Here is a 16,881-nt window from a genome sequence, read left to right on the forward strand (position 1 = left end):
CGGCATCAGCGCGAGCGCGCGCCCCGCTTCTCGCGCACCCGGACGTTGATCCGGATGGGACTGCCCTCGAACCCGAACGTCTCCCGCAAACGTCGTTCCAGGAACCGGCGGTACCCGGCCTCGAGGAAGCCGCTGGTGAACAACACGAAGGTGGGCGGGCGCGAGGTAGCCTGAGTGGCGAACAGGACGCGCGGCTGCTTCCCGCCGCGCACCGGCGGCGGTGTGGCCGCGATGACCTCTTTGAGGAAGGTGTTCAGGCGACCGGTCGAGATGCGGGTGTCCCAGGACGCCAACGACGTCTCCAGAGCGGGTACCAGCTTCTGCACGGCGCGCCCCGTCATGGCCGAGATGTTCACCCGCGGCGCCCACTGCACCTGCGCCAGGTCGAGGTCGATCTCCTTCTCCAGCAGGTAGCGCCGGTCCTCGTCCACCAGATCCCACTTGTTGAACGCCAGCACCACCGCGCGGCCGGCCTCGATGACCATGGACAGAATCCGTTGGTCCTGCTCGGTCAACGGCTTCGACGCGTCGATCAAGATGATGGCCACTTCGGCCGCGTCGATGGCACCGTGGGTGCGCACCGAGGCGTAGAACTCATGGCCGCTGGCTTGGCCGACCTTGCGCCGCAGACCGGCGGTGTCGACGAAACGCCATGTCTTGCCGCCCAGTTCGATCATCGAGTCCACCGGGTCGACGGTGGTCCCCGCCACGTCGTGCACCACCGAACGCTCGTCGCCGGCCAGTCGGTTCAGCAACGAACTCTTGCCGACGTTGGGCTTACCCACCAGCGCGACCCGGCGCGGCCCACCGGCGCCGGAACCGGCGATCTCAGACACTTCGGGCAGCACCTTGAGCACTTCGTCCAGCAGATCGGCGACCCCCCGGCCGTGCATCGCGCTCACCGGGTACGGCTCACCCAGCCCCAGCGACCACAGCGCGGCAGCGTCCGGCTCCTGCCGTTCACCATCGATCTTGTTGGCCGCCAGGAACACCGGCTTGCCGGAACGCCGCAGGATCTTGGCCGCGGCCTCATCACCGGAGGTGGCGCCCACCTGGGCGTCGACCACCATGATGATCACGTCGGCGGTGCGCATGGCCACCGCCGCCTGCTCGGCCACCAGCTGCTGCAGGCCCTTGGCGTCGGGCTCCCACCCGCCGGTGTCCTGGACCATGAACCGGCGGCCGGTGTACAGCGCCTCGTAGGACACCCGGTCGCGGGTGACGCCGGGCAGATCCTGTACGACGGCCTCGCGCCGGCCCAGGATCCGGTTCACCAGGGTGGACTTGCCGACGTTGGGGCGACCCACCACGGCCACCACCGGCGGCGGGCCGCTGAACTGTTCGAGATCCTCGGCGAACTCGGAATCGACGACATCCCAGTCGCTTTCGTCACTCCACACGCCGTCGTTGGGCAGAGATTCTTCGGTCATCGCATTGCTCCGCTGCTCTGGTGCACAAGATCGAGCAGGTGCGCGATCACCTGGTCCTGCGTCATGTCACTGGTGTCCACCACCAGCGCGTCGTCGGCGGCGCGCAACGGCGACACCGCCCGGGTGGAGTCGAGGTGATCGCGGCGCTGGACATCGGCCAGCACACCCTCGTAGTCGTCCGCCAACCCGGCGGCGACGTTCTGGTCGTTGCGCCGTCGCGCCCGGGTCTCCGCCGAGGCGGTGAGGAAGATCTTGACGTCCGCATCAGGGAGGACGACAGTGCCGATGTCACGTCCTTCGACCACCACATCGCCTGCCTCACCGGCCAATTCACGCTGCAGCGCGACCAGCCGGGTACGCACCTGCGGAACCGCGGACACCGCCGACACTGCCCGGGTGACCGCGTCGCCGCGAATCTCCACCGAGACGTCCTCGTGGCCCAGGAACGCACGGTCCTCGTCCGGGTCGTGACCCACCGCGACCGGCACGTCGACCGCCGCGATGGCGTCGGGATCATCCAGCGGGACCCCGGACCGCAGCACGCCGAGGGTCACGATGCGGTACATCGCCCCGGTGTCGAGGTAGCGGGCGTGCAGACCACGCGCCAAACCCCTTGACACCGAGGATTTTCCGGTGCCCGCAGGCCCATCGATGGCAATCACACTCACATGCCCACCGCCTTGTACAACTCGCCGATCTCCTTGCGCGTCAGCACCCGGATGGTCTCGATCTTCTGCTCCCCCAGTGTCACCTCACCGATGGCGATGCGCACCAGTGCCTCCACCGGGAAGCCGACGTGCTCGAGCAGGCGTCGCACGATGCGGTTGCGTCCCTCGTGCAGCGTCACCCGCACCAGGGACTTGCCGGGGATGTTGTCGACCAGGGCGAAGTCGTCGACGCTGGCGGGCCCGTCATCGAGCTCCACTCCCTCACGCAGCGTCTTGCCCAGGCCTTTGGGCACCTTGCCGGTCACCGTGGCCAGGTAGGTCTTGGGCACCTCGTAGGACGGGTGGGTGAGTCGGTGTGCCAGTTCGCCGTCGTTGGTCAGCAGGATCAGACCTTCGGTGTCGGCGTCGAGGCGCCCGACGTGGAAGAGCTTTTTGGTGCCCCGCACCCGGTGCTCGACCACATCGCCGATGCACGGCCGGCCCAGCTCATCGGACATCGTCGAGTACATGCCCACCGGCTTGTTCAGCGCCAGGTACATCAGGTCGTCGTCGACCTGCACGCGCGCCCCGTCGACGCGGATCACCGACACGGCCGGATCAACCCGGGTGCCCAGCTCGGTGACGATGTGCCCGTCGACCTCGACACGGCCGTCGGTGATCATGCGCTCGGCCACCCGCCGGGAGGCGATCCCGGCCTGTGACAACACCTTCTGCAGGCGGATGCCCTCGTCGTCAGCCATCTCAGTCCTCGTCCATCTCGATTGCCGGCGGCACTTCGGGTGCGGCCGCCGGGTTCAGTTTCATGAAGCGAGGTTCGGAATCGAGGTTCTCGCTGATGTCGTCGATCACGTCGACGCCGGGCAGCAACGGCGCGATGTCGGGCAGATCGGCCAGAGAACTCAACCCCAGCCGCTCCAGGAACAATTCCGTGGTGGCGAACGTCACGGCTCCGGTGTCGGCGTCGGTGCCCGCCTCGGTGATCAACCCGCGGGCCACCAGGGTGCGGATCACCGCGTCGACGTTGACACCGCGCACCGCACTGACCCGGGCCCGAGTCACGGGCTGGCGGTAGGCCACCACGGCCAGGGTCTCGAGCGCGGCCCGGGTCAGCTTGGAGCGGGCCCCGTCGAGCAGCAGCCGTTCGACGTACGGCGCGTACCGCGAGCGGGTGTACATCCGCCAACCTCCTGCCGCCTCTCGCAGGTCGATCCCGCTGTCACGCGCGGCCAGTTCGGCGGCCATCTGCGTCAGTGTCGCTGCGATCCGCTCGACGGACTGATCGGTGGCCGACGACAGCTGCTCGAGGGTGACAGGCGTATCGACCACCAACAGCAGGGCCTCGAGCACCCGGCCGAGTTCGTCGTCGTCGAGCTCGGGAGAGTCGAGTTCGGGGGTGGGGACATCGAGGCCGAGGTCGTCAGCAACCTCGTCGGTCATGAGTGATCCCGTTCTTCCGCCGACTCGTCGTCCACCTGCAATTCTTGGCTGGTCGGGCTGTCTCCGGTCCAGGCAACCTGGAGCACACCAAGGGGTTCTGCTTGCTCGAATGCTACCGCCCTGGCCCGGTACAGTTCGAGCAGCGCCAGGAAGCGACCGACGATCTGGACCGGGGTGTCGCAGTCGGCCACCAATTCGGTGAAACTGGCCCACTCCCCGGTTCCCCGCTCGGTCAGGAAGCGCAGCATGATCTCGGCCTGCTCGGGCACCGACACCCGGGAGTAGTGGATGTGGTCGGTGGCCACGGTGGGAACCGGCCGCGGGGTGAACGCGGCGGCCGCGATCTGCGCGAACGCAGCGCCGTCGACGCCCAACATGACCTCGGGCAACAGGTCGGCGAACCGGTCCTCCAACGAGACCGCACGCGGATAGCTGCGCAGCGCGGCGGCTTCGAGTTCGGCGAACATCTGCGCGACGTGCTTGAACGCGCGGTACTGCAGCAGCCGCGCGAACAGCAGGTCGCGCACCTCCAACAAAGCCATGTCCTCGTCGTCCTCGACCTGCCCGGCCGGCAGCAGCCGCGCGGCTTTGAGGTCCAGCAGCGTCGCGGCCACCACCAGGAAGGCGGTGGTCTCCTCCAGCGAGAGCTGCGCGCCGAACTGCTTGGTGTAGGCGATGAAATCGTCGGTCACCTGGTGCAGTGCCACCTCGGTGACATCGAGGCGGTGAGCGAAGATCAGCTGCAGCAGCAGATCGAAGGGGCCTTCGAAATTGGTGAGCTTGACCTTGAAGCCCGCCGCAGCGTCCTGTTCGGGGGCATCTTGTTCGGGGGCTTCGTCGGAGTGCGAGCTCACGTGCCGAAGCGAGCGATCACTTCGCGGGCCAGAGATCGGTACGCCTGTGCGCCAGTCGATTTGGGCGCCCAGGTGGTGATGGGCTCACCGGCCACGCTGGTCTCGGGAAAGCGCACGGTGCGGGTGATCACGGTGTCGAACACCAGGTCACCGAACCGCTCGACCACCCGGGCCATCACCTCACGGGCGTTGACGGTGCGGGCGTCGTAACGGGTGATCAGGATGCCGCTGATCGACAGCCGCGGGTTGAGCCTGTCGTGCACCTTGGCCACGGTGTCGGTGAGCAGTGCCAGCCCGCGCAGCGAGAAGTACTCGCACTCGGTGGGGATGATCACCCCGTCGGAGCAGGCCAGCCCGTTGACGGTCAGCAGACCCAGGGAGGGCTGGCAGTCGATCAGTACGTAGTCATAACGATCGAGCACCGGGTACAGCGCGCGGGCCAGGGTCTGTTCGCGGCCCACCTCGTTGACCAGCTGGATCTCCGCGGCCGACAAGTCGATGTTGCTGGGCACCAGATCCAGCCCGGCCACCCGGGTCTTGATGATCACCTCGTCGATGGACACCCGCGGCTCCACCAGCAGGTTGTGCACGGTGTTGTCCAGCTCGTAGTGCGGCACCCCCAAGCCCGCCGACAGTGCGCCCTGGGGGTCGAGGTCCACCAGCAGAACACGGCGGCCGTAGTCGGCCAGCGCCGCACCCAGGTTGATGGTCGAGGTGGTCTTGCCCACCCCGCCTTTCTGGTTGCACATCGCGATCACGGTCGCCGGGCCATGGCTGTTCAGGGGCTCGGGTTCCGGGATGGGCCGCGGCGGACGACCCGTGAGCCCGAGCGGGAGCTCGTCAGCAGTATCGTCGGCGGACATCCGCAGAAGTCTAACGGGTCGCCCCGCTCCCGCAGCGAGACCCGCAGGCATTACCTGCGTCTTTGCCGATGCAGCGGTGAGGTCACCGGGCCCGCGGATGGGCCCCGGCCCACACCTCGCGTAGCGCGTTCACCGTCACCAGCGTGTAGATCTGGGTCGTGGTGACCGACGCGTGACCCAGCAGTTCCTGCACGACGCGCACGTCGGCGCCGCCGTCGAGGAGATGGGTGGCGAAGCTGTGACGCAGGGTGTGCGGAGACACCGCTGCCGAGATGCCGGCGCGGTCGGCGGCGTCCTGGAGAACCTGCCATGCGCTCTGGCGCGACAGCCGGCCGCCGCGGGCGTTGAGGAAGATGGCCGGGGTACCGCGACCGCGGCGGGCCAGATCGGGCCGCCCGCGCACCAGATAGGCATCCAGTGCGGCGACCGCCGGCCTGCCGATCGGCACCAACCGTTGCTTACCGCCCTTGCCGCGCAGCAGCACCGAGCGCGCTTCGGTGTCAACGTCGTCGATGTCCAGTCCCACGGCCTCGGAGATACGGGCACCGGTCGAATACAACAGCTCCAGCAGCGCCCGGTTACGCAAGGTCAGTGGACCATCAGCCGCATCGTCCCCGCCGGCGCCCTCCAGCAGCGCGATCACCTCGTCCAGCGACAGGCTCTTGGGCAGCCGACGTCCCGGTGTTGGTGGTTTCACCGCGCGCGCGACGTCGACGGTGGTGACCCCCTCGGCGGTGGTGAATCTGTGTAGACCGCGCACCGCGATCAATGCCCGCGCCGCCGAGACCGCGGACAACGCCACCACCCCGGCGTCTTCGTCACCGCGGCGCAGTGCCACCAGGAACTCGCTCACGTCGTTTTCGGTGACATCGGCAAGGTCGGCGATGCCGCGGGCGCTGAGGTGCTCGTGGTAGCGCCGCAGATCACGCCGGTAGGAGCTCAGTGTGTTGGCCGCGACGCCGCGCTCGATCGTCAGGTGATCGAGGTACCCCTGCAGTTGATGGTCCAGCGACGTCGCGACGGTGGTCATCGACCGGCCACACGCGCGGCGAACCGGGTGGGCCGGTCCACCCATTCGGTATGCACCGGACGGGGTTTCGCAACGCCCTGACGCACCGCCCACGCGGCCAGGATCCCGGCCACGGCAAGCGAATTGACGATCTCTCCGCTGAACACGCGTTGCACGGCCTCGTCCAGCGGCACTCGCTCGGTGCGCATGTCGGCCTCTTCGTCGTGCGCCTCGGGTTGTTCGATCTCGCGCAGTCCGGTGGCCAGGTAGATCCGGACGCTTTCATCGCTGAACCCCGGCGCGGAGTCAACGTCGACCAGCACACTCCAGGTGTCAGCCGCCAGCCCCGCCTCTTCGGCGAGTTCGCGCTGCACCGTCAGGGCCGGGTCTTCGCCACCGATGTCGAGCAAGCCTGCGGGCAGCTCCCACAGCCGTCGGCCCAGTGGATGGCGGTACTGATAGACCAGGACAATCCGGTCCTCTTCGTCCAGTGCGGCCACCCCGACGGCGCCGAAGTGTTCCACCACTTCACGGCGGGCCGTGCCACCACCGGGCATCCTCACCTCATCGGCGCGCAGCGCGAAGATCTTGCCCGTGTACACCGTCTCGCTGGCGACGGTCTCGAAGCTGTGTTCAGGCGCCATGCGACGTCGACTCGGCCACCAACTGCGCCCCGTTCGTGTGTTCGGTCGCCTCACCCGTTTCCAACGGCAGCCGCTCGGCCACCTTGTAGTCGATGGCCGCCTTGATGAAGGCGGCGAACAACGGGTGCGGGCGGGTGGGCCGGCTCTTGAGTTCCGGGTGCGCCTGCGTGCCGACCAGGAACGGGTGCACGTCTTTGGGGTACTCCACGAACTCGACGAGGTGACCGTCAGGCGAGGTGCCGCAGAACTGCAGCCCGCTCTCGGCGATCTTGTCGCGGTAAGCGTTGTTGACCTCATAGCGGTGCCGGTGCCGTTCGGTGACCTCGGTGCTGCCGTAGGCCTGTGCGACGATCGAATTCTTCTGCAGCACAGCAGGATAGGACCCCAGACGCATGGTCCCGCCCAGGTCGGCCTCACCGGCGACGATGGACTCCTGGTCAGCCATGGTGGAGATCACCGGGTCCGGGGTGTCAGGGTCGAACTCCGCTGAGCTGGCCTCGGTCAGGCCGACCGAGCGGGCCGCCTCGATCACGATGCACTGCAGGCCCAGGCACAGGCCCAGCACGGGGATGCCGCGCTTGCGGGCGTAGTTGATGGCCCCGACCTTCCCTTCGATACCGCGGATGCCGAACCCGCCGGGGATCAGCACACCGTGGACGTCGTCCAGTTCGGCCGCCGCACCCGTCGCCGTCTCGCAGTCGTCGGAGGGCACCCAGCGGATCTCGACCTTGGTGTAGTGCTTGAAACCGCCGGCGCGCAGCGCCTCGGCCACCGAGAGGTAGGCATCCGAGAGGTCGATGTACTTGCCCACCAACGCGATTCGCACGGTTTCCCGGGGATCGTGCACGCGGCTGAGCAGATCGTTCCACTGTGTCCAGTCCACGTCCCGGAAGGGCAGGTTGAGGCGGCGGATCACGTAGGCGTCGAGTTCCTCGCGGTGCAGCACCTTGGGGATCTCGTAGATGGACGGCGCATCGGGGGTGGAGATCACGCCGTCGATGTCGACGTCGCACATCAGCGCGATCTTGTCCTTCATGGACTCCGGCACGTCGCGGTCACATCGCAGGATCAACGCGTCGGGGGTGATGCCAATGTTGCGCAGCGCCGCCACCGAGTGCTGGGTGGGCTTGGTCTTCAGCTCGCCCGAGGGCTTGAGATACGGCACCAGCGACACGTGCAGGAAGAAGCAGTTCTCCCGCCCGACCTCGTGGCGGACCTGGCGGGCCGCCTCCAGGAAGGGCAACGACTCGATGTCGCCGACGGTGCCGCCGATCTCGGTGATCACCACGTCGGGCCGGTTGCCGTTGGCGTCCGGCACGGCCATGGCCAGGATGCGGTTCTTGATCTCGTCGGTGATGTGCGGGATGACCTGCACGGTGTCACCGAGGTACTCCCCGCGCCGCTCCTTGGCGATGACCGTCGAATAGACCTGCCCGGTCGTCACATTCGCCGAGCCCGACAAATCGCGGTCCAGGAAGCGTTCGTAGTGGCCGACATCGAGGTCGGTTTCCGCGCCGTCCTCGGTGACGAACACCTCACCGTGCTGGAACGGGTTCATGGTGCCGGGGTCGACGTTGAGGTACGGATCGAGCTTCTGCATCGTCACGTACAGACCCCGCGCGGTGAGCAACTGGCCGAGGCTACTGGCGGTCAATCCCTTGCCCAGCGAGGACACCACGCCGCCGCTGACGAAAATGTGCTTGGTGGCGGTTTGCGGGTGCTTGCGTAACGATGGCAAGTGCATCCTTTCCGTGGAAGATCAACGCAGCAGAAAAGCGGCTGGGGCCTGCTGACCCACGGAAGTTCACCTTAACACCGACGGCGACAAGCTGTCGCCAACGCGCCGGTTCGACCCGTTACTGGGCGACGGTGACGGCCGCCGCGCCCTGGCCGACGCCGTACTGCCCGGGTGGACCGCCGCCTGCGAGTTCCTGGACACTCAGCACCGTGGTGATGCGTCCGGACTCCGCGCCGATGTCGTCGACGGTGCTGACCACGCCGCTCAGGCTCGGATCGGATCGGACCACGGCGACGGCTGCGGTGCCGCTGGCCGCACCGTCGCGCCCCGCGAGCACCACCCCGGAGCCATGGGGAGCCAGCGCCGCGGCGAACCTCGCCACCGTCGCGCCCTGGTTGCCGGCGTCGTCACCGAGACCGCCGCCGGTGACGACCACCGCGGCGTCAGCGGCACCGATGGCGCCATCCGGGTAGGACAGGAAGCCGGTCTCACGCAGCGACGCCAACACGGTTTCCCGCTGCTCGTCGTTGACCACCGGCGCGGCCGGATCACGGGGCCTCAACAGCGCGATACCCAGCAGGTCGCCGGCCTGCGAGCCCTGGTCCACCAGCGTGGTGCTCAGTTGGGTGCCGGCGGGGAGGACCGAGGATCCGACGACCGTCCGGAGCTTCTCGGCGGAGTTGGCGTCGACGAACTCCTGGGTCAAGTCGAGGGTTGCGGTGACACTACCGCCGGCCTGACCGATGATGCGGGTCACGGCGTCGACATCGCCGGGGTCGGCGTCAGGGGTGCGGAAGACCACCACCGAGGTGTCGGCCAGCGCCGATCCGACGATGCGCCCGGCTACCTGGGTGTCGAAATCATCGGCGGCGCTCAGCTTTTCGTTGAGCGCATTCTTCTCGTCGGTGAGGTCGTCGATCTGGGCGTGCAGATCGCGCTTCTCCTCCCGCAGTCCCGACAGCAGCGTGTCGGACAACAGGCCGGAACCCAGCACCACCCCGATGGCCAGCGCCAGGAACACCGCGGCCAGCGAGATGGCATGCGAGCGCAGAGTGATCACGACGTCACCCAGTGCTGGACCCACTGCGAGAACTTGTGCCAGTACTGCGTCACCCAGTCGATCACCACCGCGTCGGTCTGGGAGACCATCAGGGCCACGATGACCGCGACGAGCATGGCCAACACCAGCATCGCGATGGAGCCACCGGAGATGCGGCTGCGGTACAGCGTGGCGACGGCCTTGGCATCCACCAACTTCTCGCCCACCTTGAGCCGGGTCAGGAAGGTGGACGGGTTGGAGCGCTGCCGGGTGCGGTCGAAGAACTCCTCGATGCTGGCGGTGTGTCCGGCGGTGACGATGAGGGCGGCGCCGTGGTGGTCGGCCAGCAGCAGCGCCAGGTCGGCAGCCGAGCCGGCGGCCGGGAAGGTCATGGCCCCCACTCCGAGGTCCTGAATGCGCTCCAGGCCCTGGGCGTGGCCGTCGGCGTCGGCCGGCAGCACCACCTGGGCGCCGGATTTGAGGGCCTCGGCGCTGATCTGCTCAGGGTCGCCGACGATCAGCTGCGGCCGGTAGCCGGCTTTGCGGATCAGGTCCGCGCCGGTGCCGACGCCGATCAGTACCGGCTGATACTCCTTGATGAAGGGTTTGAGTGCTTTGAGATCCTCTGCTGCGCAAGATTCTTCGGCCACCACAACGACGTGGCGGCGACGCAGGTCCACATCGATGTCCGGGATGCCGATGCCGTCGATCAGCAGCGGGCTCTCACTGCGGATGAACTCGATGGTGTTGCCGGCAAACGATTCCAGGTGAGCCACCAGACCGCTCTTGGCCTCGTGCATCATCTCGTTGATGTCTTCGTCGGACCGTTCGGCCCCGAGCGCCAGGCGCCGGTCACCGGAGTAGACGCCCCCGTTGTGCAGGCGGATCTTGGCGCCGTCCTTGACCTTCTTGAAGACCTCGGGGCCCGTCTCGTCGATCAGCGTGATCCCGTTGCCCACCAGCACCTCGGGGCCCAGGTTCGGGTACCGGCCGGAGATGGATGGCGACGCGTTGACGACGCCGGCGATGTTGGCATCAACGAGGGCGTCGGCGGTGGCCCGGTCGAGGTCCAGCACATCGAGGACGACGATGTCGCCGGGCTCGACCCGGCGCAACAGCCGGTCGACGTCGCGGTCGACGCGGGCGGTGCCCGTGATGCCGGGTCGAGAGCTGCCGTTACGTGAGAGAAGCGCTGCCATCCGCATGGCGTGATTCTGTAACCGAATTGCAGCGTTGGACGGGAGGCGCGCCGTAACACCAGCCCCACGAGTCACATCCCGTCACATCAGTAACAGGTTGCTAGACGGGTTCCCGATCCTGCTGCGCGGCCTCCAGCAGCTCTTTGGCATGCGCCCGCCCGGTGTCGGACTCCCCCAGTCCGGCCAGCATGCGAGCCAGCTCGGCCACCCGGTCCTCGTCGCCGAGCCGGTGCACACTGCTGGTTCCGTTCTTGCCCACCGGCGCCACCACCAGATGGGTGTCGGCGTAGGCCGCCACCTGGGGCAGGTGGGTGACGACGATGACCTGGTGGGTCCGCGCCAACCGGGCCAGCCGACGCCCGATCTGGACGGCAGCCCGTCCGCCGACACCGGCGTCCACCTCGTCGAAGACCATGGTGGTGCCCTCGGCTGAAGCGGACAGAACCACCTCGACCGCCAGCATCACCCGCGACAGCTCGCCGCCGGAAGCACTCTTGCCCAGCGGAAGCACGCCCCCGCCCTTGTGGGCTGTGAAGCCGAACTCCACCAGATCCACGCCGTGTGAACCGGCATGCACCCGCTGCCCCTTGGCCAGGGTCAGCGGAGCGGTGTCGTCCTCGCGGGCCGGCAACGACGAGACCGTGATGGTGAACTCGGCGTTGGCCATGGCCAACCCGGCCAATTCCGCGGTGACGGCCTTCGCGAGCCCCTTGGCGGCCTTGGTCCGCACGGCCGTCAGATCGGCGGCCGCCTTGGCGACCTTGGCGGCCAACTCGTCGACCTGTGCCGCCAACGCCGCCAGCGTCTCTTCGGAGACGTCCAGCTGGGCCAGCCGGGAACGGGATTCGGCCGCCCAACTCAGCACCCCGTCGACGTCCGCGGCGTACTTCCGGGTCAGCGACCGCAACTCGGCCTGGCGGGCCAGCTTGGTCTCCAGCGCGCTGGCGTCGGTGGGCAGTTCCGAGAGGAAGGCACCGATCTCCCGGGACACATCACCGACCACCGTCAGCGCTTCGGTGAGCTGGCGTCCCAACGCCTGCAGGGCGGCGTCGTCACAGGACTCGAGCGCACTAACGGCAGTGCCGATGGCGCTGCTGGCCGACACCTCGGTACCACCGTCGGCGTCGTCGAGGACCCCGGACAACGCGGCCCGCGCGGTTGCCGCACCGTCGCGCACCGCATCCAGCTCCGAGAGCCGCCGGATGTCGGCGACCAGAGCTTCGTCCTCCCCGGGCTGGGGGTCGACGGTGTCTATTTCATTGAGCGCGAACTGCAGGCGGTCGGCCTCCTGGGCCAGGTCGCGAGCCCGCTCGGTCCGCTCGGTGAGATCGCGGCGCGCGGCCAGCCACTCCCGGCGCACCGCCCGGTAACGCGCCAGCTTGGCATCGACGTCGGCGTACCGGTCCAGGGCGCCGCGCTGCTCGTCGGGGCGCATCAAGCGCAGCTGGTCGTTCTGCCCGTGCAGGGTCAACAGCTGCGTGGTGAAGGTGCTCAGCGATTTCGCCGGCACACTGCGGCCGCCCAGGTAGGCCCGTGAGGGCCCCTCGCGGCTGACCGAGCGCAGCGCGATGACACTGCCGTCGTCGTCGCGCTCGGAACCCGACGAGTCGAGGATGTCGTCGATCTGCGCCGTCACCGCTGCGTCCAGCTCGGTGGTGGTGAAACGCCCCTCCACCACCGCCTTCTCGGCACCCGAGCGCACCCGGTTGGCATCGGCACGTGCGCCACCCAGCAGATGCAGTCCCGTCACCACCATGGTCTTGCCGGTGCCGGTCTCACCGGTGAGCACCGTCAGTCCCCGGTCGAACTCGGCGTTGGCCGCGCTGATGGCGCCCAAGGCCTGGATACGAATCTCGGCCAGCACGTCGTTACTGTCCGCGCCAACCGGTGACCGGCAGCCGGAACTTGCGCACCAGGCGGTCGGTGAAGGGGGCACTGTCCAGTCGCACCCATTTCACCGGTGTGCCGCAGCGGGTGGCCTCCAGGCGCCCGCCGGCAGGCAGCTTCATCTGCCTGCGGCCGTCGCAGAACACCAGGGCGTCGTAGCCGGTGGATTCGATCTCCACGGCGATGGTGGCGTTGGGACTGGTGACCATCGGACGCGCGAACAGGGCGTGCGCGTTGTTCGGCACCACGAGGATGGCCTCCAGATCCGGCCACACCACCGGGCCACCCGACGAGAATGCGTACGCCGTGGAGCCGGTGGGCGTGGCGATCAGCACCCCGTCGCAGCCGAACGCCGACACCGGCCGGCCGTCGATCTCGACCACCACACCGAGCACCCCGAGACGCGGGCTCTTCTCCAGGCTGGCCTCGTTGAGCGCCCAGCCACGCTCGACGATCTCACCGTCCACACGGATCGCGACGTCCAGCGTCATCCGCGTCTCGACCCGGTAGTTGCGCTGGATGACGTGCTCCAGCACGGTGTCGAGGTTGTCGGCCTCGGCCTCGGCCAGAAAGCCGATGCGCCCGAGGTTCACCCCGAGCACCGGGATGTTGACGTTACGGGCCAGCTCGGCGGCCCGCAGGAAAGTGCCGTCGCCACCGAGCACCAGCACCATCTCGCAGCCCGCGGCGGCGTTTTCGTCGGCGTCCACCACCTCGATCTCGACCCCGAGCGCCCGCATGTCCTCCGGGTTCAGGTGCAGCGATCCACGGTCGACGGCTTCGGCGGAGAGCATCTTGAGCCCGATGCCGTTCTCGCCCATCACCTTTTCCACGCGGCGGGCCACTTCGGTGGCTTCCGTACGGCCGGTGTGTACCACCAGCAGGATCGTGCGGTCGCACGTCATTGCGGCCCCTCGTCGACGGCAGTGCGGATGGCTGCGTCGAGATCGGCCCCACGCAGGGCCCGATCGGTGTCGGCACGCAACCACAGGAAGTACTCCACGTTGCCAGATGGCCCCGGCAGCGGGCTGGCCACCACCCCGACGGGGTGCCAGTTCAATCCGACGGCCCGCTCGGCCACGCCGCGAACAGCGGACTGACGCAGCAGCGGATCCGAGACCACGCCGCCGGCGCCGACCAGACCCTTACCGACTTCGAACTGGGGCTTCACCATGGGAACGATATCGGCGTCCGCCGACGAACACGCGGTCAGCGCGGGCAGCACTGTGGACAGCGAGATGAACGACAGGTCCGCGACCACCACCTGCACGCTGCCGCCGATGACCTCGGGAGTGAGATCGCGGACGTTGGTGCGTTCGTACACCGCGACCCGTTCGTCGGAACGCACCGGCCACGCCAGCTGGCCGTAGCCGACATCGACGGCAACCACTTCGCGCGCACCGCGGTCGAGCAGTACCTCGGTGAATCCACCGGTGGACGCGCCGGCATCGAGACAGCGCCGACCGCTGACCTCGACGCCGAACGCGTCGAGCGCCCCGATCAGTTTGTGCGCACCACGCGAGACCCAGCTGCGGTCACCGGCTTCGACCTTGAGGGTGGCCGTCAGCGCGACCGCCGTCGCGGGCTTGGTCGCGGGCATACCGTCCACCAGGACGCGCCCGGCCTCGATCAGTTCGGCCGCCTGTTGACGCGACCGGGCCAGACCGCGACGAACCAACTCGGCGTCGACGCGCGCGCGCCGTGTCACCTCAGCCCTTCTCCACCGATTCCAGTGCCTGCACCAGAACGTCGTGCGCCTGCTCGAGCCGGGTGGCGACATCATCGAGGTCCGCCCCGCCGTGGGTCACATCAGGAACCTCGGCCAGCAGCGCGTCGAACTGCGCTCGGATCTGGTCGGCATCGGTACTCATATCGGCACCAACGCTAGCTGATGGACCAACGCTGCAGCGCCTCCGCCGCGGTGTCATCCCCGGCCCGCACCGAGTACCGGGTCTCGCCGGCGCCGGCATCCCAGACCGCCCTGGCCGTGGCGCGCACGATCGACAATCCGTCGTCGCCGGCGTCCTCCCCGGTGGCCTCCACGGTGACGGCCTGGCCATCGATGCGCACACGCCACGCGGGGTGGGCTGCCACTGCACACGCTTCGGTGTCGGTATGCAGCCAGCGGAGGTCATGGGCGATGTAGGTGGGTCGTTGGTCCGGCACGGCATGCACCGCATCGTTGGCGTTGTTGACCCCGGTGAGCACCATCAGGCTCGGCAGCTGGGCGGCATTGGCGCCGGCGATGTCGGTGTCGAGGCGGTCACCGACCACCAGCGCGGCCCGGAACTCCCCGCGCGACAGGGCGTCCTGCATCAGCGTGGGGGCGGGCTTGCCGGCCACCTGAGGCTGGCTGTCGGTCGCGGCTTGCACGGCTGCCACCATCGACCCGTTACCCGGCAGCAGCCCACGCTCGGTCGGCAGTGTCCGGTCGACGTTGGCGGCCACCCACAGTGCCCCGGACCGGATCGCCAGAGCCGCCTCGGCCAGATCAGCCCATCCGGTCTCGGGGTTGTGTCCCTGCACGACGGCCACCGGTCGGTCGTCGAAGGAGCGGACCGGTGCCAGCCCCACCGCGGCGACCTCGTGAGCCAGCGCCTCGGTGCCAACCACCAACACCGCAGCGTTCGGCGGTAGTTGATTCTTCAGGAGACGAGCGGCGCCCTGCGCGCTGGTGACCACGTCGGCGTCGGTGGCGGAGAACCCGAGCTCGGTCAGGTGCGCGGCCACCTCGGCAGCGCTGCGGGACGCGTTGTTGGTGACGAAGAACGTGCGGGACGGCGCCTGTGCCAATGCCTCGACGGCGCCCTCGGTGGGCTCGTGTCCGCGGAACACCGTTCCGTCGAGGTCGAGCAGCAGGCAGTCGAAGTCGTCGACGAACGTGGCCACCTCAGGCAAGCTCACTGATGCGATCCTCGGCGTCGGTGATGCCGTCCGTGTCGGCGCTGGCGGCGTGGAAGAACCACTGCAGCGCTTCGTCGTTGCGGCCCAGCGCCAGCAGAGCTTCGGCGTAGGCGTAGAACAGCCGTGCCGCGGTCTGTCCCGAGCGGGTGGGGTCCAGCGGCGGTGACGCCAGCACCGCCAGCGCCTGCTCCAGCTGGCCCAGGTCGGCACGGGCACCGGCGACCACGATGCGCAGTTCGTCGGCGTCGTCTCCGGTGAGCGCCTGCGCCTCAGCGCTGCGCGACAGTTCGACCGCGCGCTCGGGACGGCCCACGCCCCGTTCACAATCGGCGATGAGCGGGAGCAATTCGGACTTGGCCCCCATCCGGCGGGCCGCGCGCAGTTCGGAGAGAGCCTGCGCCCAGTCACCGCAGTGATACGCCGCGATACCCACGGCCTCACGGATGGCCGCGATGCGACCCGAGCGCTGCCGGGCGGCGCGGGCGTGTTCGAGTGCGGCTTCGGGATCTTCCTCGAGCAGCTCGCCGGCGGCCACCAGATGTCGGGCGATGGTGTCGGCGGTCGTCTTGTCCAACGTACTCAGTTCGCGGCGGACGTCGGGCGCCAACTGCTTGGCATCCACGGAAGCCGGAATCCGGGGAGCGGCGGGACCGTTCTCGGCGTCGCCGCTACGCTCGGGCCGCGGCTGCACACGCCGGGCCCGGTCGGGGCCGGATCGTGCCGGTGGCTTGCCGCGGTCTTTCCACCGCGGGGCGCCATCACGGTCGGGGCGCCCTGACCGGCGTTCTCCGCCGCCTCTGTTCTCGACCACTGCTGCCTTTCCGGCTCGTTACGTCCAGGTCAGGATACGGGCAACGGCGTTTACCTCACAATTCGCCATTCTTACCCACACAATTCGCCATTGTTCTAAGGCGCGATGACATATTCCGGACAAATGGAAATGCCCCCCACGTGAGTGGGGGGCATTTCTCAATGTGTGTTCGGCGGTGTCCTACTTTTCCGCCCGGTAGGGCAGTATCATCGGCGCTGACAGGCTTAGCTTCCGGGTTCGGGATGGGACCGGGCGTTTCCCTGTCGCTATGACCGCCGTAACTCTATTTTCTTGTCGACCGCACACCCGGGTTGGCGGGGTGTCGGTCGGTGTCCAAGAACAGGTGTTTTTGGTGGTGGAGTGCGATGTGCAGATGTGGTGTGTGGTTGCGAGCAAGG

17 protein-coding genes and 1 rRNA gene are annotated in these 16,881 nt (G+C 68.3%); all 18 read right to left on the reverse strand.

The genetic code is table 11. From position 1 onward, the window contains the following. Positions 1-5 precede the first annotated feature (5 nt). The 18 genes from der to rrf all read right to left on the reverse strand — a co-directional run bounded on the left by der (position 6) and on the right by rrf (position 16,763). On the reverse strand, positions 6-1,430 hold the full coding sequence (gene der, locus G6N58_RS25340; protein WP_115281032.1) for a ribosome biogenesis GTPase Der: 1,425 nt from the start codon (positions 1,428-1,430) through the stop codon (positions 6-8). Then, positions 1,427-2,098: a (d)CMP kinase gene (gene cmk, locus G6N58_RS25345; protein ID WP_115281031.1), complete on the reverse strand. Its 672-nt coding sequence runs from the start codon at positions 2,096-2,098 to the stop codon at positions 1,427-1,429. Before cmk ends, der begins: the two co-directional genes overlap by 4 nt. Next, positions 2,095-2,838: a pseudouridine synthase gene (locus tag G6N58_RS25350; RefSeq protein WP_115281030.1), complete on the reverse strand. Its 744-nt coding sequence runs from the start codon at positions 2,836-2,838 to the stop codon at positions 2,095-2,097. The genes cmk and G6N58_RS25350 overlap by 4 nt, the downstream gene beginning before the upstream one ends. A 1-nt stretch (position 2,839) precedes the next feature. After that, positions 2,840-3,535 (reverse strand): SMC-Scp complex subunit ScpB, encoded by a 696-nt coding sequence (gene scpB, locus G6N58_RS25355; protein WP_115281029.1) that lies wholly within the window; start codon positions 3,533-3,535, stop codon positions 2,840-2,842. Further along, positions 3,532-4,389 (reverse strand): segregation/condensation protein A, encoded by an 858-nt coding sequence (locus tag G6N58_RS25360; protein WP_163908412.1) that lies wholly within the window; start codon positions 4,387-4,389, stop codon positions 3,532-3,534. Before G6N58_RS25360 ends, scpB begins: the two co-directional genes overlap by 4 nt. Further along, complete coding sequence (locus G6N58_RS25365) at positions 4,386-5,252, reverse strand: ParA family protein (RefSeq protein WP_068917213.1); 867 nt, start codon at positions 5,250-5,252, stop codon at positions 4,386-4,388. Before G6N58_RS25365 ends, G6N58_RS25360 begins: the two co-directional genes overlap by 4 nt. Before the next feature lie 82 nt (positions 5,253-5,334). Beyond that, on the reverse strand, positions 5,335-6,282 hold the full coding sequence (gene xerD / locus G6N58_RS25370) for a site-specific tyrosine recombinase XerD (RefSeq protein ID WP_115281027.1): 948 nt from the start codon (positions 6,280-6,282) through the stop codon (positions 5,335-5,337). Further along, complete coding sequence (locus tag G6N58_RS25375; protein ID WP_115281026.1) at positions 6,279-6,905, reverse strand: NUDIX domain-containing protein; 627 nt, start codon at positions 6,903-6,905, stop codon at positions 6,279-6,281. The genes xerD and G6N58_RS25375 overlap by 4 nt, the downstream gene beginning before the upstream one ends. Next, complete coding sequence (gene pyrG / locus G6N58_RS25380) at positions 6,895-8,643, reverse strand: CTP synthase (protein ID WP_115282072.1); 1,749 nt, start codon at positions 8,641-8,643, stop codon at positions 6,895-6,897. The genes G6N58_RS25375 and pyrG overlap by 11 nt, the downstream gene beginning before the upstream one ends. A 118-nt stretch (positions 8,644-8,761) precedes the next feature. Then, positions 8,762-9,703, reverse strand: coding sequence for a copper transporter (locus tag G6N58_RS25385; RefSeq protein WP_115282071.1), 942 nt, complete (start codon positions 9,701-9,703; stop codon positions 8,762-8,764). Next, positions 9,700-10,887: a putative cytokinetic ring protein SteA gene (steA, locus tag G6N58_RS25390; protein ID WP_115281025.1), complete on the reverse strand. Its 1,188-nt coding sequence runs from the start codon at positions 10,885-10,887 to the stop codon at positions 9,700-9,702. Before steA ends, G6N58_RS25385 begins: the two co-directional genes overlap by 4 nt. A 94-nt stretch (positions 10,888-10,981) precedes the next feature. Continuing rightward, on the reverse strand, positions 10,982-12,745 hold the full coding sequence (gene recN, locus G6N58_RS25395; protein WP_115281024.1) for a DNA repair protein RecN: 1,764 nt from the start codon (positions 12,743-12,745) through the stop codon (positions 10,982-10,984). A 4-nt stretch (positions 12,746-12,749) separates the two neighbouring features. Further along, the gene (locus tag G6N58_RS25400; RefSeq protein WP_068917218.1) at positions 12,750-13,673 is read right to left on the reverse strand and encodes an NAD kinase; all 924 of its coding nucleotides are present in this window, start codon (positions 13,671-13,673) and stop codon (positions 12,750-12,752) included. Beyond that, positions 13,670-14,476, reverse strand: a complete 807-nt coding sequence (locus G6N58_RS25405; protein ID WP_115281023.1) for a TlyA family RNA methyltransferase — start codon at positions 14,474-14,476, stop codon at positions 13,670-13,672. The genes G6N58_RS25400 and G6N58_RS25405 overlap by 4 nt, the downstream gene beginning before the upstream one ends. Before the next feature lies 1 nt (position 14,477). Beyond that, a complete protein-coding gene (locus G6N58_RS30510; protein WP_170314363.1) occupies positions 14,478-14,639 on the reverse strand; it encodes a hypothetical protein in 162 nt (53 codons plus the stop codon). A gap of 13 nt (positions 14,640-14,652) precedes the next feature. Further along, positions 14,653-15,672, reverse strand: a complete 1,020-nt coding sequence (locus tag G6N58_RS25410; RefSeq protein ID WP_232067999.1) for an HAD-IIA family hydrolase — start codon at positions 15,670-15,672, stop codon at positions 14,653-14,655. Further along, positions 15,659-16,483 (reverse strand): tetratricopeptide repeat protein, encoded by an 825-nt coding sequence (locus G6N58_RS25415; protein ID WP_115281021.1) that lies wholly within the window; start codon positions 16,481-16,483, stop codon positions 15,659-15,661. The genes G6N58_RS25410 and G6N58_RS25415 overlap by 14 nt, the downstream gene beginning before the upstream one ends. A 167-nt stretch (positions 16,484-16,650) precedes the next feature. Continuing rightward, positions 16,651-16,763 (reverse strand): 5S ribosomal RNA (rrf, locus tag G6N58_RS25420). Between the last annotated feature and the right edge of the window lie 118 nt (positions 16,764-16,881).

Origin of the sequence: Mycolicibacterium tokaiense (genome assembly GCF_010725885.1) — a bacterium.
Lineage (GTDB): Bacteria > Actinomycetota > Actinomycetes > Mycobacteriales > Mycobacteriaceae > Mycobacterium > Mycobacterium tokaiense.